We start from the raw sequence: 25036 nt of genomic DNA, 5'->3' as shown, positions 1-25036 counted from the left end.
CAGCTTTATTTATATCTTCACCCTTTGAAGGGTTGTTGATAGTTAACTGCATCCCTCCCCTTGAAGAGAGGGCAACGAATTAGTGTTTTGAACCTATTGATTTACTCATTGTCCATCAAATCCCTCTCTTCAAAGATAGGGAGCGACAGCTGTAGCCAAAGCAGAAACATTGACAGGGTGAGGTAAATTGGCAGATTCTTCTGATTCAACTACCTCGGAAACACAAACGCAAAGCCCAAAGCCAATGTTTGACTGGCTTGTACTTTTGGGTTAGTATCTTTATCAAACAATATCACACCAGTTAAACTCGTATTCATAAAGCGATTAATTTTAGCAGTTAATGCCACATCAAGCCTATGATCAATTTGCAACCACCCTATATTTTCATAAGGTATAAACATCGCATACCTTGCTTTTAAATTGGTATTGGTAAAAATATCTTTATCAAATGCTGCTACAATTTGGAAAGCCAGTTCGTTACGGAAAACTTTGCCACTATCTACCCCGAAATTTTTTGGATTGGTTTTAATTAAATTTCTATCCAAAACAAAAGTTTGTCTGGCCGTTCCGGTACCAATCCTTGTAGAGAAATACTTGTTTGGTTTATATTCAAAACCTATTGATTCTGTTAAATAACCCGGCCCCATAAATCTTGAGATTAATGTAGCAGTTTCTGAACCATTAACAGTTGAATAAGAATAGCCGTTATCAAACTGAGATTCAAAATTTAAGGAACCGAAGAAATACCAGTTTTTTGATAATTGAAAAGATGCTTTATTATCCCAAAAAATACGGTCGTTAGTTTTCTTTTGCAACTGACCTTTGTTTTTTACCTTTCCGTATTGCAAAATAAGTTCAGTAACATAACTGTAACTGTTTTTATTGTATTCTGCTTTATAATTTAACAGCCCGCCAACAGCTAACGAATTAACTCCGCCACCTTGCCAGTTATCGCTAAACTGCGCCTGGTTAATATTAATAGCAATTGCAGTTTTGGTTTTCCAGTAGTTTACTTTTGCATTTACAACCGCAGGGCGAAGTTTTACCGGCTCGAAAGATAGAGGCAATGTTCTGCTTGGCAAAGGGCTCCGTTTAAGCTTAATGTTCATGCCTTTTGTATTGATAGGAATCGTATCAATTTCCTGAGCATGTAATTTTGCAGAACTAAGGCTAAAAATTATAATTAGAGAAGCTAAAAAATTCTTCATTGGCTACAAATAAAAAGAAAATTAATTAGAGATTAAAAGTTTAACGTAATGAATTTGCTTTTTTGTTGATTTTTTACCATTTGTAGAATTATATAAACAGATAAAAAATATCTAAAAGGAATACTTAATTCTCGTGTTTTTTAATCTTCATCCACCCAAACCATTTACCATTTTTAAGGTAATTCAAATCGTTCTCATTATCATAAGCCTCTTGTTCAAAAATGATTTTTCTATATGCTAAATCGTGCTTCCGAAACCGGATAAGGTTGATGAAATAATTGAAAAGATAAAGAATGTAAAAAGGTAAAACCAATAATTCTAATTGTTGCCTGAGGTGTATTTTTTCGTGATTAATAATTTGTTCATCTTTCCGGTAAGTTTCTTTTTTTAGTAAAATAAACGGAAAAATCGCCATTCCGGCAGCTGGCAAATTTTTTATAATTAGAATGGGTGCTTTCACAGCTTATCAATGCTTAGTTGCGGCAACGGCGGTAAACGCAAAGCCTGTGGGTTTATCCTGTAACTTTTATAAGCATTCCTGATAAAAAGATTAAAAGCATAATCTGTGGCATCCAAAACAAACTGATAGGTTGGCCGATATTGCTGCATAAAATCTTTAAGCTCAGGATCTTTAATCGATAAAATTTGTTGCACTAAACCAGGTGTAAAGCGATAATCGATCATATCTTCCCGATAGTCTTTTTCAAGTATTTTCTGTAAATGACGAGCATTTTTACCTTGTCTGCTCAATAAATTGTAAATGGCATCAATACCTAAACCTACACCCCCATTTCCAAGATTTAGTAAATCTTTACTGCTTCCCCTAACGGTTGCATATCGGTATTCTTTTATCGTCTTTTCATATTGTTCTTGTGGCGATAATTTTTTCTGTTGAATTAAAACATCCCTCAAGCGTATGCCTAAAGATTTTAATTGGAAATATGCCGCCGGCTGACCTTTAAAAACAAGCGTATCAACTCCATAGCCTGATAATGCTGCAACAAGTGTATCGCCAGGAATAGCAAAAGTGCTAAATTCGCCTTTGGTAGTATTATAAAGGCCAGCCCCGCTTCGGATATTGTAAATGTAAACTTTAGCCAATCTTTGCTTGGTTTCTTTATCAATAACAATACCCTGCACAGGTTTTGTCTGTGCATAAAGCATCGCCGAAAGACTAAAAAAGGCTATAAAAGCAATTAAAAATTTCATTGGGTAACAAAGCTACAATTTACCTGCCAGCAACAATTCTGATTAACATTATTTAACCTTCAATACTTGGCCGAGTTTAATTGCATCGGTAGCCATGTTGTTTAAAATTTTTAAATCTTCAATACTAATATTGAATCGTTTGGCAATGTTATAAAGCGTATCGCCTTTAATTACGGTGTAAGTTCCATCAGCCAAAATTGGTTTGGCTCCGGGTGGCGGCGTATCTACGGGTGTAAATTTTACTTTTTCCTGCGGAATGTTTTGATTGATTTCGGTAAAGACTTTATCCTCGCGGGCAATTTTCTGCTTCTCGGTTTCTGATTGGTCGTATTGATAAAGCTGATACTTCTCTATCGTGTTGATTAACATATCAGGATATTTTGGGTTGGTTGCATAACCAGCTTGCTTTAAGCCTTGTGCCCAACTTTTATAGTCATTTTTATCTAATTGAAACAATGCGCTGTATCGTTTGCGCTTTAAAAACGCTGAATGATCTTTAAATGATTCTCTCGCATCTTTATAAACCCTAAAACAATCGTTTTTCTGGTCATCATCTCTAAAATAATTTTTCCCTTTCCAATCGGAAGTACATTTTATACCAAAATGGTTATTGGCATATTTGGCTAAATCGCTATTTCCACTTCCAGATTCTAAAATGCCTTGCGCTAAAGTAATGCTGGCAGGAATGCCATAAGCGTTCATTTCTTCTACTGCTACCGCCCTAAATTCATCTATGTAGCTTAATGTATTATAACTTTTATAGGTGTTGTTGTTGGCTTTGTTTGAAGCTTTTTCTATCTGCTTATTGTTTTTAGAATATTTACGCGTTCCGCATGAACTAAGTAAAATAAGAATTAAAGCGACATAGATATATTGTATTTTCATTTTAAAAGAATTAGGCTTTGATTGGTTGCAAAATTACAATTTGATTTTTTGTCCTGGTTTAAGATTGACTTTCTTCATGCCATTTTTTTGCATTATTGCTTTAACCGTAGTACCTTTTTTCTTAGCAATAATACTTAAGTTATCTCCTGATTTTACTGTATAGCCATTTGTTGCTTTTCGTCTACTTATTTTTTTACGATATATTGTTGTCGCATAAATAGGTTCTTCATAGCCTTCTGGCCGTTCATCGTATTGATATAGTTCGTATTTTTTAACTAAAGCGATAACCTGGCTTGCCCAACTTCTGCTATGTGCATAACCGCAACGCTGAATACCTCTTGCCCAACCTTTATAATCAAACTGGTCATATTTTGTGAATAATTTGTTAAAAGGTAATCGCGTTTCCATAATTTCTATAAAATGACTGTAAGATTCATCGGAATTTTCATAATCACGGTAAGAGGAACGGATATCATCATTATTATTCGGACCTTTTACCCCGAAGTGGTTATTTAAGTGTTGTGCTATTTTACTATTGCCCGAAGCAGACTCGTGAATAGCTACGGCTAAAATTAAACTGGCAGGAATTTTATGATCACGCATTAAAGCCTGAGCAAAGTTTACATGTTCTGCAACATAATCTTCAGTGCTTTGTGCTTTTACAATAACTGTTGTTAAAATAAAAAGATAAAAGGTAAATAGTATTTTCATTTCTTTTGCTTTTTTAATCATTATGTGGAAAGAAGCAATCGTAAAACTATTGATCAGGAATTAAACTTTTACCAAATTAAAAATGGCTTCTTTTCTCGCATTTACGAATGTTCTATTTTTTTCTAATCACAAACAAGCCATCTCTTACCGGGAGAATTAGCTTATCAACACGTTCATCATCAGCTATTTTATCGTTAAAACTAGTTATATTTTTGGTGTCTTTGTCTTGTTTTTCATGAAGTACTTTTCCACTCCAAAGCACATTATCCACAATGATTATCCCACCTGGGCGAACACGTTCAAAAATTAAATCATAGTAGATACCATTGTTTTTTTTATCCGCATCAATAAAAACGATATCAAAAACTTCATTTAATTCGTTTACGGTCTTGATAGCATCGCCCAAAATATATTTAATTTTATCTCGGTATTCTGATTTCCCAAAGTTAGCACGAACCATATCTTCCAGCTCTGCATTGATATCTAATGTATATATTATGCCTTTTGTTGTTAAGCCTTCTGCTAAGCATAGCGTAGCATATCCAGTAAAAGTACCTATTTCTAAAATCCTATCTGGAGAAACGATTTTGCTTAGCATGCTTAAAACCCTGCCCTGATAATGGCCGGATAACATTCTTGGCATTAAAACTTTAAGGTTAGTTTCGCGATCTATTTTTTGAAGCAATTCGCTTTCAGGTTCGCAATAATTGATTAGCAAATTTTGTAAATCGTCGTTTATCAGGCTCATTTTGTTTGGTTATAAACGCTTTGTTTCCATAAAATATTGTAAAATAATGGTTGCCGCAATGGTATCTACTCTTTCCTTATTCTGTCGGTCTGATTTTTTTAATCCGCTTTGCATAATGGCCTGTTGTGCCATTTTCGATGTAAAACGTTCATCTACCCAATGCTGCGGAATGTTTGGAAATGCTTTTTTTAGTAATGTAGAAAAGCCTTTTGCATGCTGTTTTGAATCAGAATCTGAGCCATTCATCTGTTTAGGATCGCCGATAACAAAGGCTTCAACCTGCTCGGTTAACAGATATTTTTTTATGTATTCAATAGCGTCTTTAGGATGTATGGTATCTAAGCCTGTTGCAATAATCTGCAACGGATCGGTAACAGCAATACCAATACGTTTTGTTCCATAATCGAACGCAAGAATTCGGGCCATATAAAAATTATAAAGGCCACAAAGGTAATATTTTTTAAGAATACATATTTTAACTACAAATTCGAAGGCTAAACGGTGGGTTTAACGCAAAAACCATAATTAGAAGAGTGCTTGCTTAAACTAAGAACCAGCCCTTTTCATTTCTTCTATAGCACCACCATTAGAACGTTTTGTAACTTTTAACGGTTTTCCGAAGCGGTAATTAAAGCTCACCACGAAAAGTCGGCTATCTCTTGTTAGTTTAAAATATTCTTGTGCTTGTGGGAAATCTGTTAAACCTTCCATAGTTTGAGTAAAAAATATATCTCTTGCGCTAAATTTTAAACTACCCCTTCCTTTGAGTATGGATTTTGATAGGCCAGCCGAAACTTGCCCTGTTGGATAAAGTAATTCCTGAAGGTCATTTCTAGCTTTTGTGATATAATAACCCGAAAGTTCTGCGTTTAAGGTTTTAGTAATATTAAACTGATTATTTGCACTAAATTGAAACTGGTTTACCGAAGATTGGTAGTTAATGTTCTGATAACCTTCTAGTTTTTTGTAATTAAAATTTCCTTGTCCATTAAACGACCACCATTTTACAGGTAAAAATTGCAACGATACAGAAACGCCAAGGTTATCCATACGTCCTACATTTCCATCGGTATAAATTAAAATGTTTGTGCCTTCAGAAAGGAAAAGCTGTGAGAAATAATTTTTAATCACACTGTAAGAAACAGTTGTTGTTATAAAGTGCTTAAACCTATGGGTAATTTCCATGTTCCAACTATACTGGGGTAATATATATGGATTTCCTCTTTGCAGTGTATATTTATTTACAATAAAAATGAAAGGATTAAGCTTTTGGTAGACCGGGCGATCTATTCTTCTGCTGGCCGTTAATGTTAAGGTATTAATAGAGTCTACATTATAACTTAGATAACCCGAAGGAAAAAAATCGCCGTAAGTCCTTGAAAAGGCCGAGTCTGGCTTCAAGCTATTTCCTAATTGATGTGCATTATAATCTGTATGCTCATAGCGCAAACCTAATTGCGCATTAACCCTACCTATCCTGTGCTCGAAGCTACTATATAAAGCATTAATATTCTCTTTGTATTGGAAATGATTGCTTCTGTTTAAATCAACAGATCGAACCAAGCCATTAACATTTACATAGTCTGCAATGTTATCAGTACTTATAGATGATGATTTAAATCCTGATTCTAGTTGCGTGTCTTTATCGAAATGGATTGTATGATCTGCTTTGACAGAAAATATTTTTATTGTTGATGGAATATCCATATCAGTACCCAAATTATAACCATTTACTGTTAAAAGCTTATTGTTAAACTCCTGATTATTGTTCAAACTGTACCTTAATAAATCCAAATCAAACGATAAATCCTGGTTGGTACCTATGGTTTGTTTTAGGTTAATATTAGCCGCTCCATTTCTGAACTTAAATAAGCTATTACTAACTGTAGAAATTGTAGAATCTACACTGCCGGATGCTTTTTTCCATGTAGCTATGGCATCACTATTTCCTTCTCTTTTTATTAAGGTACCACTAAGTGATAGCCCTATAGTGGTATTTTTGGAAGCGTAAAAATCCAAACCTGTTTTTAAAAACTGATAGCGTGTTAAATTTGCTATGGCGGTAGATTGATCTAGCAATCCTGTAACTGCATTATTTTGGCCAAAGTAACTTCGAAAGGCAGAAATATCTGTAAAGTTATTATTTGTGTTGTAGCTTGCTGTTGTAAAGGCATTTATTTTGCCTCTTTTATAATTTAATAATAAACTATTGTTGTTTTTATAATCTCTGCTCCAACCCCCAATTATACTAATAGAACCATTAAAACCTTCCTGTGTGTTTTTTTTGGTTTTAATATTTATAATTCCACCATTACCGCTGGCATCATATTTAGCAGAAGGATTTGTAATCAATTCAATCTGACTCACTTGCGACGAACTCATACTGCTTAGTAAGCCTGTTAAATCACTACCTGATAAATACGTTGGCTTACCATCAATCATAACTAAAACAGTAGATTTGCCTTGCAGGCTGATGCTACCTTCTTTATCAACCATAACACCAGGAGATTTTTCCAGTAACTCTAATACAGTTGTGCCTGTATTCGATATCACAGCATCCACATTTAAAACGATTTTGCCTTGAATATGTTGAATGGGTGATTTATGTCCTTCTACGGTAATTTCTTTCAATACCTGGTTGCTTGGTAATATTTTTATATTTACGCTCGATAGCACAAAAGGAGATTTGATAATTGTTGTTTTGTGGGATTCATAACCTATAGCCTTGGCATTAAAAACATAATTGCCCTGCATCGGTTGATTAAAAATTGCAATACCTTTTTTATCTGTTTTCGCGGCTTTTATAAAACCCAAATTTTTTGAATATAAAAGCTCAACGGTCGCATTTTGGAAAGGAATATTTTTCTCATTTAAAACAATTACTTTAATCGTTTTAACTTTTTTCTGGCTAAAGCTTGTTATTGTTGAGAGCAATAAAATAAGCAATAACAAAGACTTCAAAAAGTTCATTTTTGTTATATAATAGTTAGTTTAGTTGGGACAATTGAATTTCAAATGTAGTGAAATTCAGATAAATAATCTTCAATATGGTTGTTAAATCTTTAGCCCATTATCAAATATTGCTTTAAGTCTAAGTAGTTTGAAAAAAGTCAAAATCTTGTAGAGTATTACTAACATTTCATATCTATTTCTTACTTTGCACCAAATGCAATTTAAAGAAATAATAGGTCAGCAAAGAATTAAGCAGCAGTTGGTACAAACGGTAAAAGAAAACCGTGTAAGCCATGCTCAACTCTTTTTATCGCCTGTAGGCTCTGGTGCGTTACCTTTGGCAATAGCCTATGCTCAATACATTAACTGTATTGAAAAAGAAGAAAATGATAGTTGCGGCGTATGCTCAAGTTGTAGAAAATATGAGCGCCTAATCCATCCTGATTTACATTTTTCTTATCCATTCTTTGCATCACCAAGTACAAAAACCGCTGTTGATGTTTTGGAAGAATGGAGAAGTATGCTCTTGCAGGATACCTACTTTGATATGGATATTTGGAGGTCTAAACTAGAAGCTGCGAATAAACAAGCCAATATTCCGATTGCGGAGTGCCATGATATAATTAAAAAACTAAGCTATAAAGCCTTTGAAGCTGAAACTAAGGTTTTAATAATGTGGCTGCCCGAATACTTAGATAAGTCGGGCAATGCTTTACTTAAATTAATCGAAGAACCACCTGCAAATACCTTGTTTATTTTAGTTGCTCAAAGTCAGGATCAAATTTTAACTACGATCTTATCGCGAACTCAAATTATTAAAATTCCGAAATTAACTGGGGGTGAAATTTCACAATTTTTGCTTGAAAACAGTGGATTAACAGAAAACCAAATTACAGATTATTCTTTTTTAGCTGATGGTAATTTAATTGAAGCAAAGGCATTAGCTGCTGATAAACAGGTGGATAGATCGGGTATTTTTACGGGTTGGTTGCGTAATGGATTTAGTAATAAAGTACCTGATTTAATTGATTTTACGGATGAAGCTGCCAAATGGGGTAGGGAAAATCAAAAGAACTTTTTAAAGTATGGTATAAATTATTTACGCGAATGCTGTTTAATCATTAGCGGTGCAGGGGATTTGGTAAAATTGCCGCCTTTAACTATGGAAACTGCAAAAAAATTAAGTGCTCATGTGCTTACATTGCCTATGGCCGAGGCAATTATTGCCGAATTGGAAACAGCGCATTACCATATTGAAAGAAACGCAAACCCGAAAATTCTGTTTTTAGATGTATCTTTACAATTGGTAAAAATTATCAAGTTTAAAACACTCCCCACGGGGATTCAATATATATATAATTAATTATGGGATGTGGAAGTTGTTCAACAGGTGGTGGTTGCACACCTAATGGATGCAAGAGCAATGGCTCATGCGGTACCGGTGGTTGCCAAACAATGGAGGTTCACGATTGGCTGTCAAACCTTGATATGCCCTCAAGTTATAAGCCTTTTCAGGTTACAGAAGTAAAGTTTAAAGGTTCAAGAAAAGAATTTTTTCTAAATAATGATAATATTTACTTAGAAATTGGCGAGTTGGTTGCTGTTGAAGGACCAACAGGTGGGTTTGATGTTGGCCATGTTTCACTAACTGGCGAATTGGTTCGCGTGCAAATGAAGCGGCGTAAAACTTCGCTTGATCAGGTTACTAAAAAGATTTATCGCAAAGCAACCGAGGCCGATGTTGAAAAATGGAATGCAGCGAAGGAAATGGAATGGGAAACCATGCATAAAGCCCGTAAGCTGGCATTGGATTTACGGTTGCAAATGAAAATTAGTGATGTAGATTACCAGGCTGATAAAACAAAAGCTACATTTTTTTATACAGCCGATGGTAGGGTAGATTTTCGCGAGTTGATAAAAAAAATGGCCGAAAATTTTCGAATTCGTATCGAAATGCGTCAAATTGGTATGCGTCAGGAAGCCGGTCGCCTTGGTGGAATAGGCTCATGTGGGCGTGAATTGTGCTGCTCTACATGGCTAACCAATTTTAAAACCGTTTCTACAGCAGCGGCACGATATCAAAACCTTTCTTTAAATACATTAAAGCTAGCCGGCCAATGTGGTAAGCTAAAATGCTGCTTAAATTATGAGTTAGATACTTATCTTGATGCTTTAAAAGATATTCCTGACAGGATAGAAAACTTAGATACGGAGGCAGGTTATGCCCGTCACCAAAAGACAGATATTTTTAAAAAAATAATGTGGTTTAGTTACCAAGGAGATGAAAACTGGATTCCGGTAGCTGCGGCTCGTGTTAAAGAAATTATGGTGATGAATAAGGCAGGTAAAAAAGCGCCTAATTTAAAAGAAGAAGCCATTCAAATTGCGGCACCAGTTGTAATAGAGAAATCTTTTGATTACGAAAACGTGGTTGGTCAAGATAGTTTAACCCGTTTGGATGAACGCTCTAAAAATAAAAACCAGAATAGAAATCAGAAAAACAATCGGAATAATACTCAAACCAAGAGAGAACGGGTTCCAAACGCAGAAAAAGCTGTGCAGCCTAAACCTCAAAATCCGAATCAGCAAAGGCCTCAACAGCAAAGTGCAAGAGCACAAAATCCTCCAAAACCTCAGCAACCGCAAATGCCTAAAAATGTTGTTGCAAAAGTAGAAGGTTTAAAGGTTGAAGGCGGAGAGCTAGCTGCTCAACCTAGCAAAAATAAGAATAGAAATAACAGAAGGAAGAATAATAATCGCCGAAACAATACTAATGGTTCAGATAATAAACCGGCTGCTGAATAATAAACCGAATTTTTTAATGGTTTTAATGTTGTTCGTGCTGCTTTTTTCAGGTTGCACGAATAACATCATTGATAGTAATGTCGAAATTCCTGAACGAAAATGGACGTATCGCAACCACATTAAATCGCAGTTTGAAATCAAGGACAATTCAAAACCATATAACATTTACTTCAAATTAAGGCATACGGCTGATTATCGCTATGCAAATATTTTTATTATTGTTCATTTTAAAGATGGAAAAAATCAAATCACTAAGCGTTATCAATACAAATTAGCAAAAAATGATGGCGAATGGTTAGGAAGCGGCTCAGGAAATGTGTTTAATTACACACTTCCATTACTTACAAACTATAAATTTGCTCATGCAGGGAAGTTCGAAATAGAAATTGAGCAAAACATGAGGGATAATCCACTTTTAGAAATTGCTGATGTCGGTATTCTGGTGCGCGAGCAAGGTAATTAATAGCTGAGCTGCTTACTTACAGATATTCTAACAAACTTTCAAGCTTCATACCTCGCGAACCTTTTAGCAATACCAAGTTATTTTTAATTGGTTTTTCTTTGAGATAAGCTGCTGCTTCATTTGGCGTTTCAAAAAATAAGCCTTTACACTTATCCTTAAAGGCATAAAAATATTTCCCGATAAAAATAATTTCATTTAATTCACTTTTTGAAGCTTGCTCAACAATTAATTGGTGTTGAATTTCTGATTCTGGGCCTAGCTCAAACATATCTCCTAAAATGGCAATTTTTTTATCAGAAGTTAAAACAGTTATATTATTTAATGCAGCGCTCATGCTGCTTGGATTAGCATTATAAAAATCGCAGATAACGGTGTTACTTTCTGTTTTTGTTAATTGAGATCGATTATTCTTTGGTTCATAGTTGGTCAGGCCAGAATTAATTTCTTTAGGATTCATATCAAAAAAATCGCCGATACAAATTGCGGAGAGAATATTTTCGAAATTATAACTTCCCGTTAAATTAGTTTTTACTGATGATGAAATTTCGTGGTTTGTCCATTCGACTTCAATAAAAGGATCACTGCTTTTTAGTGAGCCTTTAATCGTATTACCATTTTCGGTTCCATAAAATATGAGTTTAGATAAACCTGCTGCATCACTCATTTCCATTAAATAAGGGTTGTCTCTATTTATAAATGTATAACCATTATTTCCTTTTAGATATGTATAAAGTTCGGCTTTTCCTTTCTTCACACCTTCAAATCCACCAAAACCATCGAGGTGAGCCATACCAACATTAGTTATTATTCCATGAGTTGGTTGCGTAATGGTGCAAAGCAATTCAATTTCTTTTTGATGATTTGCGCCCATTTCAATCACAGCTATTTCTACATCACTTTTAATTGATAAAATGGAAAGTGGTACACCTATATGGTTGTTCAGATTGCCAAAAGTAGCGAAGGTTTTATAACGTTCGGCTAAAACGGCATTTACCAATTCTTTACTTGTTGTTTTACCATTACTACCTGTTAAACCAATTACAGGAATATTTAATTGCTTGCGGTGATGCCTGGCTAAATCCTGCAAAGCAGAAAGCACATCAGCAACTAATAAGCATTTTTGATTTTTTGCATGTTTTTTTTCATCAATCACTACAAAAGCAGCACCTTTTTCAATTGCTTGTGCTGCAAATTCATTTGCATTAAAATTGTCGCCTTTTAGGGCAAAAAAGATACAACCTTCAGAAATATTTCTGGTATCGGTAGAGATAATAGGGTTTTTAAGATAATGATTGTATAATTCTTCGGTTGTAATCATAATAATTGAAAAATATGTGTTGTAAAACTAAGCTTTCGCAGCAACAAAAAACAAAATTACTACATTAGATAAAATTATTAATTATGAAGAAACTTTTTACTCTTTTCGTTTTAGTCCTGTCTTCCATTTTATTTGCACGAGCTCAGGTAAAATCGCCCGACGAATTTTTAGGATACGAACTTGGAACACATTTTACGCCACATCATAAAGTAGCCGATTATTTCAGGCAAACGGCGGCTGCGGCTTCAAAAAATGTTAAGTTAATAGAATATGGCAAAACAAATGAAGGCCGCCCACTCTTGGTAGCTGTAATTTCTTCAGCAGAAAATATAAATAAGTTAGAACAAATTCGCAGTAATAATTTGTCGCTTGCAAGCGGCACCACCAAAAATGTTGATTTAGCTTTACAACCAGCTATTTTGTGGTTAAGCTATAATGTGCATGGAAATGAAGCAAATTCTACTGAAACGGCAATGAAAATGCTTTATAATTTGTCTTCTGGAATAAATCAGTCAGCAAACGAGTGGCTCAAAAATACTGTCGTTATTATCGATCCTTGCTTAAATCCAGATGGAAGAGATCGTTATGCAAATTATTTCAACAGTGTTGTAGGCGAAAAGCCAAACGCTGATCCAACTTCAAGAGAACATATTGAGCCTTGGCCTGGCGGAAGACCAAACCATTACTATTTTGACTTAAACAGAGATTGGGCCTGGCAAACACAAATTGAAAGTAAACAGCGTTTAGCGCTTTATAACCAGTGGATGCCTCAAGTTCATGTCGATTTTCATGAGCAAAGCTATAATGAGCCTTATTATTTTGCTCCAGCAGCAGAGCCTGTACATCAGGATATTACGCCTTGGCAAAAGAGTTTTCAAATTGTAGTGGGTAAAAATAATGCTAAATATTTTGATGAACAGGGATGGCAATATTTTACCAAAGAGCGTTTTGATTTATTATATCCGTCTTATGGCGATACCTATCCTTTATATAATGGATCTATCGGAATGACTTATGAACAAGGTGGAATAAGGGCAGGTTTATCAGTGGTTACAAACGATGGAGATACGTTAACCCTAAAAGATCGTATTGCTCATCACTTTACAACGGGCATGTCAACTTTAGAGGTTACTTCTCTAAATCATAGCAAGTTATTAGATGAGTATAAAAAATATTTTCAGCAGGCTTTAACAACTGCCCCAGGAATTTATAAAAGCTACATTATTAAACCAGATAATATATCCAGATTAAAAAAATTAGCAGAGCTACTAACAAAAAATAAAATTGAATTTGCTTACGGAGGAGATAAAACTGCACGTGGCTATGATTACGATACGCAGAAAGAAGAAAGTTTTACCTTGGGTAGAAATGATTTAATTGTAAATGTTTTGCAACCCAAGGCTGTGCTTGCCAATGTTTTATTAGAGCCTAAAACTTTGGTAACAGATTCTAATACCTATGATATTACAGCTTGGGCACTACCTTATGTATATGGTTTAAAAGCTTATGCATCAAAAGAAAGTATAAAAGGTAAGTTTTCAACTTTGGATGAGAACAAAATAACTTCCTCAAACCTGGATAAACCATTAGCCTGGTTATTTGGCTGGGGAAATAGCGAAGATTTACAATTACTTATTGCTTTGCAAAAGGAGAATATAAAAGTAAGACAAGCCGATCAACCTTTCTCTGTTAACGGAAAGGATTACGCCGCCGGAACTTTAATCGTTTTACGTGTTGAAAATGAAAAATCAGTAAAAGATCTTAAAAATAAAATTGTTCAGGTTTCTGCACAACTAAATAAACCTATTCTGGCAATAGCAACAGGGTTTGTAGATAAGGGCAAAGATTTTGGCTCTTCTGTTTATCCGATATTGAAACAACCTAAAATTGCAATAGTATCAGGAAATGAAGTTTCGTCTCTAGCTTTTGGCGAAGTTTGGTACTTTCTGGAACACGATTTAGGTTTAACGCCAAGCATAATTAATGCCCGCGATATTAATAATCTTGATATTACTAAAATTAACACACTAATACTTCCAGATGGTAGTTACGGTAGCTTTATAGATGAAGGTTTAAAAAGCTGGATTAACAAAGGCGGAAAATTGGTTTTAATGGAGGATGCTATTGAAAGTGTTTTAGAAAAAAAGGGTTTTGATATTAAAAAGAAAGAAGCGGTTGTTAAAAAAGACGAAAAACCTGAACCGAGTAAGTTGCTATTCAAAAATAAAGATAATGATGACTATGAGAATACGATTCCGGGCGCCATATATAAGGTTAATATGGATGCCTCCCATCCTTTCGCTTATGGTATAGGAAAATTTTATTACACACTTAAAACCGATCGCAAAATTTATGAGCCACTTTTAAAAGGATGGAATGTTGGTCAATTAAATGATAAGAGTTTAATGGCTGGTGTTGTTGGTAAAAAAGTACGAGAAGATTTGAAAACGGGCTTATTAATAGGTGTTCAGGATGCTGGCAAAGGAAATATAGTGTATTTGGCAAATGACCCATTATTCAGGAATTTTTGGGAAGGTGGCAAAGCTTTGTTTGGAAATATAATTTTTTGTAGTTATTAATATAAAATAGATTTCTTTTAAAAAAATAAATGGAAGTTTATTTTGAAGAATTTTTCAACCAAAATATTCCTAAAAGTGTTCTTAAATCTTTTAGGAATATTCAAAAATTAAGTTTTTATTAGAAAAGATATTTTTTCAGCATTTTAAATGTTAAATGTTAAAAATTGTTAAATAAAATTTGGTTGTATAATTAACTAACCATATTTTAGCATATTATTAACAAATTTTAACTAACCTATTTACAATTATGAAAAAACTTCTACAAAGTTTGTTCATACTTATGTTTATTGCTGTAACGGCAATGGCACAAGATCGAACAATCACAGGTACAGTTACTTCATCGGACGATAAATTGCCGATTCCCGGAGTAAGTGTAAAAGTAAAAGGAACATCTGTTGGTGTTTCAACCGGAGCAGACGGAACTTATTCCCTTAAGCTTCCATCTGGCTCAAATACAATCGTGTTTTCAAGTCTAGGATTTGCACAAAGAGAAATATCTGTAGGTTCCTCAAGTGTTATTAATGCTACATTAGCGTCTGATAGCAAACAACTTGGTGAAGTTGTGGTTACTGCAGTTGGTATTGAGAAAAGTAAGGCCTCTTTGGGTTATGCTGCCGATAATATCAAAAGTGCCGATTTAACAACAGGTAGACAGACAAACTTAATCAACGGTCTTTCTGGTAAAACACCAGGTGTTCAAATTGGGCGTTCAAGCGGTGGTGTAAATACTGCAACACGTATCACGATGCGTGGAACAAGATCTTTGCAGGGTGAAGGACAGCCTTTGTTTGTTATTGACGGTATCCCAATCGATAACTCAGCAACACAACCCTCTTCTAGTTCAGCGAATCAGGTGGATGTTGGAAACCGCGTTGGAGATATTAACCCAGATGACATTGAGTCAGTTACTGTTTTAAAGGGGCCAAATGCAGCCGCTTTATATGGTTCTCAAGGTAGAAATGGGGCAATTATTATTACTACTAAAACAGGTAAAGATGCGGCATTAAGAAATAAAAAATTAGAAATCAATGTTGTTTCTTCCTTTAATATGGATAATGTCCAAAAGTTACCTGAATTACAAAATGAATTTGGCTCTGGATATGAAAATGGTACAGGAAACCCTTCGATATATGATGAAATTGAAAATACTAACTGGGGTCCAAGATTAGATGGTTCAATGGTTCAGTCAGGACCGACATTGGCCAATGGTAATAAGCTAATGATTCCATATAGTGCTGTACCTGATAATGCCAAAAACTTCTTTAACACAGGTACAAATATTCAAAATTCAGTTTCTTTTTCTGGTGGAAGTGATAAAGGTTCTTTCTATGCTTCGTTATCAGATAATGAAGTTAAAGGTGTTGTTCCGATGGATAAATTCAGAAGAAATACCTTCAAATTATCTGGTTCAACTAAATTAGCGAATAATGTTAATGTTAGTGCGAATATCAGTTATAATAAAAACTTAACTAATACCTCATTTACTGGTACTGGTAATGCTACTGTTATTAATGATGTATTAAACGTAAGTCGTCAAATTAATTTAGAAAATTTTAAAGACTGGAGAAATTATGAATTTGCAACAACACAAGGTTTCTTTAATGGTTATCAACCAAATCCTTATTATGCCCTAGAAAATAATAGATTTAATAGTAATTTAGATCGCGTTTTAGGAAGCTTTCAAGTAACTTATGATCCTGCTAAGTGGTTAAACGTTACTTATAGATTAGGTACTGATTATTCTTCAGATAGAAGAAAGCAAACATTTGAAAAAACAACATTTGGCACAGGTCAACGTCCTACAGCTACGCCTGGCGCAATCATTGAAGATGCATTTTCAAATAGAATTGTGAACTCCGATTTATTATTAACGTTCAAAAAAGATATTAATAAAGACTTTAATGCTACGTTGATTCTATTAAATAATGTTCGCCAGAATGATAGCCGTAATTTAACTGCTTCTGCAAGTGCAATCTCTACTCCAGGATTTTTTAATTTGTCAAATCGTGTAGGAGAATTAGGTGGCGGTGAATCATCATTTAAAAACCGTATTATTGGCTTTGCTGGTGATTTAACTGTTGGCTACAGAAATTATGTTTTCTTAAATGGAACGTTAAGAAATGATATATCCTCAACACTTCCAACAGATAACAATTCTTATTTTTATCCTTCAGCCAGTTTAAGCTTTATTGCAACTGAGGCAATCGATGCTTTAAAAAATAGTGATGTACTATCTTATTGGAAATTAAGAGCAAGTTATGCTAAAGTAGGTTCTGATGCCAATCCTTATAATTTAGTACCAACTTTTGGTGCTGGGGCTGGATTCCCTTACGGTTCTACTGCAGCATTCTCATTATCTAATACAACTCCAAATCCAAATCTTAAACCCGAGTTTACTACATCTTACGAACTTGGTACAGAATTATCTTTTATTAAAGACAAATTAGGATTAGACTTTACTTATTATAAAACGACTACAGACGGACAAATTATCAATGTTGGTATTCCTTCATCTACAGGTTTTACAGCAGCTACAGTTAATGCTGGTGTTGTTAGTAATAAAGGTGTTGAAATTTCATTAAAAGGAAATCCTTTTAGAAACCGTGATGGTTTTTCATGGAACTTTAGTTTTAGTTATACCTACAATAAAAATATAGTAGAATCATTATATCAAAATGCCCAACAATTACCTTTAGGCGGAGGAGATCCAGTTCCAACAGCAATCGTTGGTCAACCAATTTCGTTAGTAGGTTCGGCTTATTTGAGAGATGGAAATGGAAATGTTGTTGTTGATGCAACTTCAGGATACATTCGTTTAGATCCTACTTTGAAAAACTTAGGTCAAGTTAGTCCAAAACATATTTTAGGATTTAACAATACTTTATCATACAAAGGGTTCACTTTATCTACTACTCTTGATTTCAGATCGGGTAATGTAATCTATTCAGGAACTAAGAGTACCTTAACCTTTACAGGTTCTACAGAAGAGACAACTCAATATGGAAGAGAGCGATTTATCTGGCCTAATTCTGTAATTGAAACTTCTCCAGGCGTATTTACTCCAAATACAACAGTAAAAACACGTAGTGGTAATTTTGATTTCTGGTATGGTAACTTTAATAGTTTTGCAGAATCTAGCATTGTTGATGCGGCGTTTCTAAAATTAAGAGATGTATCTTTTGGATACCAAATACCAGCGAAATATCTTGCAAGAACTCCTTTTGGAAGAGCTAGTCTTTCTGTTAATGGAGCTAATATTTTATTATGGACACCAAAATCTAATAAATACATCGATCCAGAGGCAAGTATTTTTGGAACGAGTAATTCTCAGGGTAGAGAGTTTACAAGCATTCCTTCTACTAGAACATTTGGTATAACTTTAAATGCTTCATTTTAGTATTTATAAATAATTAGAAATATGAAAATTAAACATATTATAAAAGGGATAGCATTATTATCGCTAACAATGGCGGTAACAAGCTGTGAAAAGAACTTTTTGGATATCAATGATAATCCAAATACCCCTACAACAACAACTCCAGAGTTAGTTCTGCCAGCAGCACTTAGTAATACTGGTACTGTTGTTAACAATAATTTAAATGTTTTAGGTAATCTTTTAACAGGAAACTGGGGTCAATCTCCCGACTTTTTGTTTTACCAGCCTCAAGAAACATATCAGTTAACACCTAATACCTATGATGCGGTTTGGACATCTTTATATGCAGGTGGATTAAATGATTATAAATATGTAGAAGCGCAAGCGTTAGCTTCAGGTAAAAAGAATGCATTAGCCATATCAAAGATAATGCAGGCTTATAATTTCCAGCTGCTTGTAGATACTTGGGGTGATGTGCCATTTACTGATGCTTTGAAAGGGACAACAACGTCAGCACCAAAGTATGATAAAGCAGAGGATGTTTATGATGGTATTCTTACATTGATAGACGCAGGTATTGCTAGCATCAATGTTGCGGCAGGTGCTGATAATCCAACTTCATCTAGCGATATTATGTTTGGTAGTGCTTCTGTAACAATTTCAATGGGCAAGTGGTTAAGATTTGCAAATACCTTAAAATTACGCGTATTGTTAAGACAATCTTTAATTCCTTCTCGTGCTGCAAAAGTAACTGCAGGATTTGCATCATTATCTGGAGCAACCTTTTTAGCTGTTGGTGAAAATGCTGGTGTTAATCCAGGATACATTAATCAAGCAGGTAAATTTAATCCATTATATGGTCAAATCGGATTTAATGTAACTGGTGCTGAAACATCAAACTATCAAGCTACAAGAGCAAATAAATTTGCCGTTGATTATTTGACAACAGTAGCTGACCCAAGAATAGGATTGATTTATAGACCAGCTGTAACACCAATTCCTGCTACGCAAACATATACTGGTGTTTACCCAGGTACAACAGCAACTCCAACAACCAAAAAAGACAACTACTCAGCAGTGGGTGCAGGCGTTCTTCCTTCAAGTGCAAGTAGTGGGTTTGCTAAACCTGCATATCTACTTACAGCTTCTGAGGCATTTTTCTTGCAAGCCGAAGCGTATTTAAAAGGGTATCTTCCAGGTGGGGCTGCAGCTGCACAAACAGCTTATCAAACAGGTATCGAAGAGTCATTTAAATTATTGGGTTCTACTGCTGCTGCAGCCAATACTTATTATACTGCTTCTACATCGCCTTTGGTGAGTTGGACTTTAGCAACAACATCTGCTCGTCAATTTGAAGCAATTATTACTCAAAAATGGATTGCAAACAACGGTTTTAATGGTAACGAAGCATGGGCTGAGTATCGTAGAACTGGTTTTCCAACCAATATTCCGATTGGGTTAAATAATGTGAGCGGAGGCAAACTGCCTTTGCGATTACCTTATCCTCAAAATGAATTAGCAAGTAATGCTGCAAATGTTCCTCAAATTAACATTTTTAGCAGTAAAATTTTCTGGGAGAAATAATTATTCTTTCTTAAACTAAAAGCAGGTCTTATCAAAAGTAAGACCTGCTTTTTTTTGTCCAAACTTTATGTTTATGAAACTAACACTTTAATCTATACGTACTTCTCTACTAGAGAGAACTAAGATAATTTATAGATATTAGTGCTATTCTTTTGATGTCTTAATTATTATAACAACAATCTATTTAAAATTTAGATTTTTTTTATATTTAATGAAGAAAGTATTTAATTATTGATATTATATCTATCTAAATATACTATTTAATGAAATTTTATTACAAATAACCTTCGATATTTAACTAAAAATACAGTTGTATTGGTTGTGTAAGCAATTTTTTAACACTTATCAGTAGGATTTTAACAATTTAGGCCTTAATTGTTAAATATAGTTAAAAAACATTTGGTGTTATTGCTAACTAACTATACATTAGCGCTAAATCATTAACTAATCCTATTTCACAAACATGAAAAAACTTCTACTAAGTTTGTTCATGCTCCTATGTATTGCTTTTTCGGCAATTTCTCAAGAGCGGACAATTACAGGTACAGTTACTGCACAGGAAGATAGAACACCCATTCCTGGAGTAAGTGTAAAAATCAAAGGTATCCAAGGTGGTACTGTATCAGGAGCCGATGGAAAGTTCTCCATCAGAGCTAACAATGGTGCAACTCTAATCTTTTCTTTTATTGGATATAAGCCAAAAGAAGTCTCGGTTGGATCATCGAACGTTTTAAATGCTTCATTAGAAACAGATGCAAATCAATTAACGGAGGTTGTTGTTACTGGTGCTTATGGTACAAAAACGACAGAACGTTCTCAAGTAACGAACACGCAAACTGTTTCTGGAGAAAAACTAAACACCATTCGTTCTACTAACGTAAACAATGCACTTGCGGGTAAAGTTGCTGGTCTTCAAGTAAGAAGTCAGTCGGCTGCAGCCTTAGGCAGACAAACTGAGGTAAGACTTAGAGGCGCTGGTGGTTTTGGTACAGGAGTTGGGGCACTTTATGTGGTAGATGGAACTATTCTTCCAAATGCGGATGATGTCAATCTTGATGATATCGAAGACGTTTCCGTATTACAAGGTCCTGCAGCAGCAGCTTTATTAGGCTCACAAGCTGCTGGTGGTGCAATCTTAATCACTACTAAAAAAGGTAAATCAACTCAAGGTTTAGGTTTAACCTTAAATTTGGGTGCGCTTTTTGAAAATGCTTATATTCTTCCAAACTATCAAAATACTTATGCTGGAGGAAATAGCCAAGATTTAACAAAATATACTTGGAAATCGACTGACCCTGTTGCATGGAAGGCTCTAGATGGTAAATATTATCCGAATTATAGTGATGACTCAAGTTGGGGACCTAAAATGGTTGGTCAAGAATACATCCCTTGGTATGCTTGGTATCCAGGTACTCAGTATTCATATAAGACAGCAAGTTTAACGCCTAATCCAGATAATGCTAAAGACTTTTTCCAAACTGGTGTTACCTTTAACAACTCTATTTCTTACAGTGGTGGTGGAGATAGATATAGTTTGAAAATGACTTATGGTAATCAGAACACTCAAGGTCTAATACCTGGTTCTAGCCAAAATAAAAACACTTTGAACTTTAATTCATCTTATGATCTTAATAAACACTTTACGGTAGCTGCAAACATAAATTACGTAAAAACTGCATTGAATGGTAATATAGATGATGCATATAGTAATTTAACTACAGGTTCATTTTCTCAATGGTTCCATCGTGATGTTGATATGGATATCATGAAAGAATTAAGAGGATTAACCGTTCCGGGTTTACCAGGTGAAACGGTTTATGCAAGTTGGAATCACTCTGACCCAACTGGATATGACCCATCTAATCCTAAAGCTTTTTATGGTGGTAACTACTGGTATAACCCTTATACTTTTGGCGACCTAAATACCAGATACAAGGGATCAGACAGGTTTTATGGTAATTTATCATTTATCTATAAGGTAAACAACGATTTAAGCTTTACAGCCACTTACCGTAAGCAGCAGCTTACAACAAATTCTGAGAATAAAACCAGATCTGAATTGGAAACAAGTGGTAACCAAACAGGATTAAAAGCAGCTTATTCTACAGAAAACACATATTCGAATAGAGAAAACTATGAATTGTTAGGGCATTACACAAAACAAATTAAAGATTTCTCTGTAGATGTGACAGCTGGTACAGATATTTTTAAAGGAGAAAATAATTATGTTAATGCCAATACAAATCAGGGTTTATCTATACCAAATTTGTTCACAATAAGTAACTCTTTAGATGTCCCAACAGTAGGTAATTATAGATATGTTGAGAAATATAGGGCATTATTAGCTCGTGCAACTGTTGGTTACAAAAGATTGGCTTTCATAGATGCATCTATCAGAAACGACTGGTTTTCTACACTACCAGCAGACAATAATGCTGTATTATCAAAATCGATAGGTGGGTCTTTTGTATTTTCTGAATTACTACCGAAAGAAGGTTTTGGATGGTTATCTGAAGCTAAAATTAGAGGGTCTTATGGTGAGATTCCTCAGGCATTAGGTGAAAGCACTGGTAGGTTTGGAGCATACCGTTTTCCAGGGTTTTCTTATGGCGTAAATTCTTTAAAATTTAATGGTAATTTATTACAGAATACACCAGATGCATTAGTAGATCCTGCAATCAAAGGTGCAGTTGCAAAAAGTTCTGAGGTTGGGCTAGATTTAAAATTCTTCAAAAGTAGATTAAACTTATCTGCTACTTATTGGGATAAGACAGAAACAGATTATCCAAGAGCAGTTCCTGTAAATGGCGCAAGTGGTTTTACGTCAATTCTAACAAATATTGGTAAAATTACCAGTCATGGTTTAGAGTTTCAATTACAGGCTATTCCATTTAATAATGATAACTTTAGGTGGAGTGTTAATGCAACTTACGCAAACTTGATTAGTAATAAAGTTGTAGAAGTAAGTGCAAAATACGGTGTTACTAGGGTAACTAACGTAAATAACGTTTGGGGTACTACTATGCCTTTCATGATTCATGAAGCAGGTTACGAATGGGGGCAAATTTGGGGTAACGGTAAAAAACGTAATGCGGATGGTGTTCCTTTATTGGATGCCTCAGGTCATTTCGTAAATGATCCTAACGTTTATTTTGGTAGTGTACTGCCAAAGCATACAGGTGGTTTGCAAAATACTTTTACAATTTTCAAAATGTTTGATGTGGCTGCAAATATCGATTATCAATTTGGTGGTAAATTTGTTTCGTTATCAAATCAATGGGGTGCTTATAGTGGAGTAACTGCTCGTACGGCCGGTAATAATGATAAAGGAAATCCAATCCGCGATAAAGTTGCTGATGGTGGTGGTGTTCGTGTAGATGGTGTTGATGCAACTTCTGGTCAGCCCAAAACATACTACTTAGAAGCACAAGATTATTTTCAGGGCTTGTATAATTCAAAAACTTTTGATGATTACATCTACGATTTAACATTCATTAAGTTGCGTGAGGTTTCCATTGGTTATCGTATCCCAGTTAAGAAATTGGGCATTGCCAGTTTTGTTCAAAATGCTACTTTCTCTGTTGTAGCAAGAAACCCTGTATTAATTTATGCCAAAACAAAAGATTTCGATCCTTCAGAGATTTCTGCAACAAGTGGAGAAACATCTCAGTTGCCTGGTACAAGAGGTTTTGGATTTAATTTGAAAATAGGATTTTAAAAGGGGCGATTAAATTTTTTAAAGAAAAGATATGAAAAAGATATTTATTTATGCATTTGCAGGCTTGTTTTTGGTAGCATCTGCAGGATGTAAAAAGCTGGAGGATTTTGGTCAAACCAACGTAGATCCGAATAGTACAACACAGGCTAATACATCAGCTTTATTGACGAATACGCTTGTAGGTTTAGCGGGTTATTCATATACGGTTAGACCAGGTTATTATGGACAGTATTTTTCAGAAACACAATATCCGGATGCTTCTAACTATACCTTAATTCAAGACGGTTTTGCGGGTATTTACAGCGGCGCATTGTATGATTTGCAGAATATTCAGATTCTGAATACAAGCAATAATATGAACCAGGTTGCTAAAATTGTTCAGCAGTACATTTTTTGGTCAATTACCGACCGTTGGGGCGACGTGCCTTACAGTCAGGCTTTAAAAGGTATTGAGTTCAATGCACCGGCTTATGATGCTCAGGAAACTATTTATAAAGGTATGATATCAACTTTGACATCATCAGTTGCCGCATTTGATAATTCAGCTATTACTGGAGATATTGTGTTCAATGGTGACGTAGCCTCGTGGAAAAGATTTGCGAACTCATTAAGGATGTTAATGGCTTTGCAATTATCTAAAAGGTATCCCGGTGCAGCAGATTATTCTGCTACACAATTTAAAGCTGCTTTGGCAGATGCTGGTGGATACATTACGACCAATGCTCAAAATGTTAAAATTACCTACAATACAAATTACAAAAATCCATTGTTTAATGAATATAACGGTCGTAAAGATTTGGCAGAAAGCAAATCAATGACTGATTTATTAACAACAACATTGGGAGGCGATGCAAGACAAAATGCTTATGGTGGTGCTTCTGAAGTTTTGGGTAGTACCGCTTCTTCAAGTTTAGGCGTTCCTTATGGTGTTACAAGACCAGTTGCTACAGCATTTACTGATGGTAACCCTACTTGGGCTCGTGTTTTAAGAGGAGATTTACGTACGGAAAGTAGCCCTTATGTAATGTTATCAGCTGCTGAAGTAACTTTAGCGCGTGCTGAAGCTGCCAATATGGGTTGGACAATTGAAGTTTTACCAACTTTGTATTTAGCTGGTATTACTTTATCTCACGAGCAGTGGGGTGTCGGTGCTCCATCAGCAAATTATTTAACCAACGCTAATGTTGCAATCGGTGCTGTTGGTACAGCAGGTAATTTGAAAAATATCGCAACTCAAGAATACATCGCTAGTTATCCTAATGGTTTAAGAGCTTGGAATATTTATCGTAGAACAGGATTTCCTGCATTAGTTCCCGCTATCGCAGCAACCAATGCAACGAAACAAATTCCACGCAGATATGTATATGCTCCTGCTGAAATAACAACAAATGGTGCAAGTTATGCTGCAGCTGTTGCTAAATTAACTGGTGGAAATACTCAGGATGCCAGAATGTGGTGGGATTTATAATAGTTAAAGTAT

The 25036-nt window shown here is 34.9% G+C and carries 17 protein-coding genes; 8 read left to right on the top strand and 9 right to left on the bottom strand.

Annotation, left to right across the window (positions count from 1 at the left end; genetic code table 11):
• Nucleotides 1–209: 209 nt before the first annotated feature.
• The 8 genes from IEV50_RS17975 to IEV50_RS17940 all read right to left on the bottom strand — a co-directional run bounded on the left by IEV50_RS17975 (nt 210) and on the right by IEV50_RS17940 (nt 7731).
• Nucleotides 210–1208 carry a DUF3078 domain-containing protein gene (locus tag IEV50_RS17975; protein ID WP_188417006.1) on the bottom strand — a complete coding sequence of 333 codons (999 nt, stop codon included), beginning with the start codon at nt 1206–1208 and terminating at the stop codon, nt 210–212.
• Between the two features lie 124 nt (nt 1209–1332).
• Nucleotides 1333–1668, bottom strand: a complete 336-nt coding sequence (locus IEV50_RS17970; RefSeq protein ID WP_229746786.1) for a hypothetical protein — start codon at nt 1666–1668, stop codon at nt 1333–1335.
• Nucleotides 1665–2417: a hypothetical protein gene (locus IEV50_RS17965; RefSeq protein WP_188417005.1), complete on the bottom strand. Its 753-nt coding sequence runs from the start codon at nt 2415–2417 to the stop codon at nt 1665–1667. Before IEV50_RS17965 ends, IEV50_RS17970 begins: the two co-directional genes overlap by 4 nt.
• Before the next feature lie 48 nt (nt 2418–2465).
• On the bottom strand, nt 2466–3302 hold the full coding sequence (locus IEV50_RS17960) for a glucosaminidase domain-containing protein (protein ID WP_188417004.1): 837 nt from the start codon (nt 3300–3302) through the stop codon (nt 2466–2468).
• Nucleotides 3303–3335: 33 nt separating this feature from the next.
• On the bottom strand, nt 3336–4013 hold the full coding sequence (locus tag IEV50_RS17955) for a glucosaminidase domain and LysM peptidoglycan-binding domain-containing protein (protein WP_188417003.1): 678 nt from the start codon (nt 4011–4013) through the stop codon (nt 3336–3338).
• A 112-nt stretch (nt 4014–4125) separates the two neighbouring features.
• Nucleotides 4126–4761, bottom strand: a complete 636-nt coding sequence (locus tag IEV50_RS17950; protein WP_188417002.1) for an O-methyltransferase — start codon at nt 4759–4761, stop codon at nt 4126–4128.
• 9 nt (nt 4762–4770) lie between these two features.
• Nucleotides 4771–5187, bottom strand: a complete 417-nt coding sequence (ruvX, locus tag IEV50_RS17945) for a Holliday junction resolvase RuvX (protein ID WP_188417001.1) — start codon at nt 5185–5187, stop codon at nt 4771–4773.
• A gap of 120 nt (nt 5188–5307) precedes the next feature.
• Nucleotides 5308–7731 carry an outer membrane beta-barrel family protein gene (locus IEV50_RS17940; protein ID WP_188416999.1) on the bottom strand — a complete coding sequence of 808 codons (2424 nt, stop codon included), beginning with the start codon at nt 7729–7731 and terminating at the stop codon, nt 5308–5310.
• Between the two features lie 196 nt (nt 7732–7927).
• Between IEV50_RS17940 and IEV50_RS17935 the strand changes: the two genes are divergently transcribed.
• The 3 genes from IEV50_RS17935 to IEV50_RS17925 are packed head-to-tail and all read left to right on the top strand — an operon-like array spanning nt 7928 to nt 10981.
• Nucleotides 7928–9076: a DNA polymerase III subunit gene (locus IEV50_RS17935; RefSeq protein WP_188416997.1), complete on the top strand. Its 1149-nt coding sequence runs from the start codon at nt 7928–7930 to the stop codon at nt 9074–9076.
• Nucleotides 9077–9078: 2 nt separating this feature from the next.
• Nucleotides 9079–10518, top strand: a complete 1440-nt coding sequence (locus IEV50_RS17930; RefSeq protein ID WP_188416995.1) for a PSP1 domain-containing protein — start codon at nt 9079–9081, stop codon at nt 10516–10518.
• Nucleotides 10487–10981 (top strand): gliding motility lipoprotein GldH, encoded by a 495-nt coding sequence (locus tag IEV50_RS17925; protein WP_188416993.1) that lies wholly within the window; start codon nt 10487–10489, stop codon nt 10979–10981. The genes IEV50_RS17930 and IEV50_RS17925 overlap by 32 nt, the downstream gene beginning before the upstream one ends.
• Before the next feature lie 16 nt (nt 10982–10997).
• Here IEV50_RS17925 and IEV50_RS17920 read toward each other — a convergent pair whose 3' ends face one another.
• Entirely contained in the window at nt 10998–12299 is a 1302-nt protein-coding gene (locus IEV50_RS17920; protein WP_188416991.1) for a UDP-N-acetylmuramoyl-tripeptide--D-alanyl-D-alanine ligase, read from the bottom strand.
• An 83-nt stretch (nt 12300–12382) separates the two neighbouring features.
• Between IEV50_RS17920 and IEV50_RS17915 the strand changes: the two genes are divergently transcribed.
• From IEV50_RS17915 to IEV50_RS17895, 5 genes are all read left to right on the top strand, one after another.
• Nucleotides 12383–14878, top strand: coding sequence for a M14 metallopeptidase family protein (locus IEV50_RS17915; protein WP_188416989.1), 2496 nt, complete (start codon nt 12383–12385; stop codon nt 14876–14878).
• Between the two features lie 247 nt (nt 14879–15125).
• Nucleotides 15126–18275, top strand: a complete 3150-nt coding sequence (locus IEV50_RS17910; RefSeq protein ID WP_188416987.1) for a SusC/RagA family TonB-linked outer membrane protein — start codon at nt 15126–15128, stop codon at nt 18273–18275.
• Between the two features lie 21 nt (nt 18276–18296).
• Complete coding sequence (locus IEV50_RS17905; RefSeq protein ID WP_188416986.1) at nt 18297–19838, top strand: SusD/RagB family nutrient-binding outer membrane lipoprotein; 1542 nt, start codon at nt 18297–18299, stop codon at nt 19836–19838.
• 463 nt (nt 19839–20301) lie between these two features.
• Complete coding sequence (locus IEV50_RS17900) at nt 20302–23556, top strand: SusC/RagA family TonB-linked outer membrane protein (RefSeq protein ID WP_188416985.1); 3255 nt, start codon at nt 20302–20304, stop codon at nt 23554–23556.
• A gap of 31 nt (nt 23557–23587) precedes the next feature.
• Entirely contained in the window at nt 23588–25024 is a 1437-nt protein-coding gene (locus tag IEV50_RS17895) for a SusD/RagB family nutrient-binding outer membrane lipoprotein (RefSeq protein ID WP_188416984.1), read from the top strand.
• Nucleotides 25025–25036: the final 12 nt, after the last annotated feature.

Origin of the sequence: Pedobacter mendelii (assembly GCF_014635725.1) — a bacterium.
GTDB classification, from domain to species: Bacteria; Bacteroidota; Bacteroidia; order Sphingobacteriales; family Sphingobacteriaceae; genus Pedobacter; species Pedobacter mendelii.
Note: the sequence above shows the minus strand (reverse complement) of the source record. Positions and strands in the feature narration are given on the sequence as shown.

What these genes read in the sequence shown, in the direction of transcription:
- IEV50_RS17975 (WP_188417006.1), bottom strand. Translation starts at nt 1,208, where the DNA reads ATGAAGAATTTTTTAGCTTCTCTAATTATAATTTTTAGCCTTAGTTCT.
- IEV50_RS17900 (WP_188416985.1), top strand. Translation starts at nt 20,302, where the DNA reads ATGAAAAAACTTCTACTAAGTTTGTTCATGCTCCTATGTATTGCTTTT.
- IEV50_RS17965 (WP_188417005.1), bottom strand. Translation starts at nt 2,417, where the DNA reads ATGAAATTTTTAATTGCTTTTATAGCCTTTTTTAGTCTTTCGGCGATG.
- IEV50_RS17910 (WP_188416987.1), top strand. Translation starts at nt 15,126, where the DNA reads ATGAAAAAACTTCTACAAAGTTTGTTCATACTTATGTTTATTGCTGTA.
- IEV50_RS17915 (WP_188416989.1), top strand. Translation starts at nt 12,383, where the DNA reads ATGAAGAAACTTTTTACTCTTTTCGTTTTAGTCCTGTCTTCCATTTTA.
- IEV50_RS17895 (WP_188416984.1), top strand. Translation starts at nt 23,588, where the DNA reads ATGAAAAAGATATTTATTTATGCATTTGCAGGCTTGTTTTTGGTAGCA.
- IEV50_RS17920 (WP_188416991.1), bottom strand. Translation starts at nt 12,299, where the DNA reads ATGATTACAACCGAAGAATTATACAATCATTATCTTAAAAACCCTATT.
- IEV50_RS17950 (WP_188417002.1), bottom strand. Translation starts at nt 4,761, where the DNA reads ATGAGCCTGATAAACGACGATTTACAAAATTTGCTAATCAATTATTGC.
- IEV50_RS17930 (WP_188416995.1), top strand. Translation starts at nt 9,079, where the DNA reads ATGGGATGTGGAAGTTGTTCAACAGGTGGTGGTTGCACACCTAATGGA.
- IEV50_RS17925 (WP_188416993.1), top strand. Translation starts at nt 10,487, where the DNA reads ATGGTTCAGATAATAAACCGGCTGCTGAATAATAAACCGAATTTTTTA.
- IEV50_RS17940 (WP_188416999.1), bottom strand. Translation starts at nt 7,731, where the DNA reads ATGAACTTTTTGAAGTCTTTGTTATTGCTTATTTTATTGCTCTCAACA.
- IEV50_RS17960 (WP_188417004.1), bottom strand. Translation starts at nt 3,302, where the DNA reads ATGAAAATACAATATATCTATGTCGCTTTAATTCTTATTTTACTTAGT.
- ruvX (WP_188417001.1), bottom strand. Translation starts at nt 5,187, where the DNA reads ATGGCCCGAATTCTTGCGTTCGATTATGGAACAAAACGTATTGGTATT.
- IEV50_RS17955 (WP_188417003.1), bottom strand. Translation starts at nt 4,013, where the DNA reads ATGAAAATACTATTTACCTTTTATCTTTTTATTTTAACAACAGTTATT.
- IEV50_RS17935 (WP_188416997.1), top strand. Translation starts at nt 7,928, where the DNA reads ATGCAATTTAAAGAAATAATAGGTCAGCAAAGAATTAAGCAGCAGTTG.
- IEV50_RS17905 (WP_188416986.1), top strand. Translation starts at nt 18,297, where the DNA reads ATGAAAATTAAACATATTATAAAAGGGATAGCATTATTATCGCTAACA.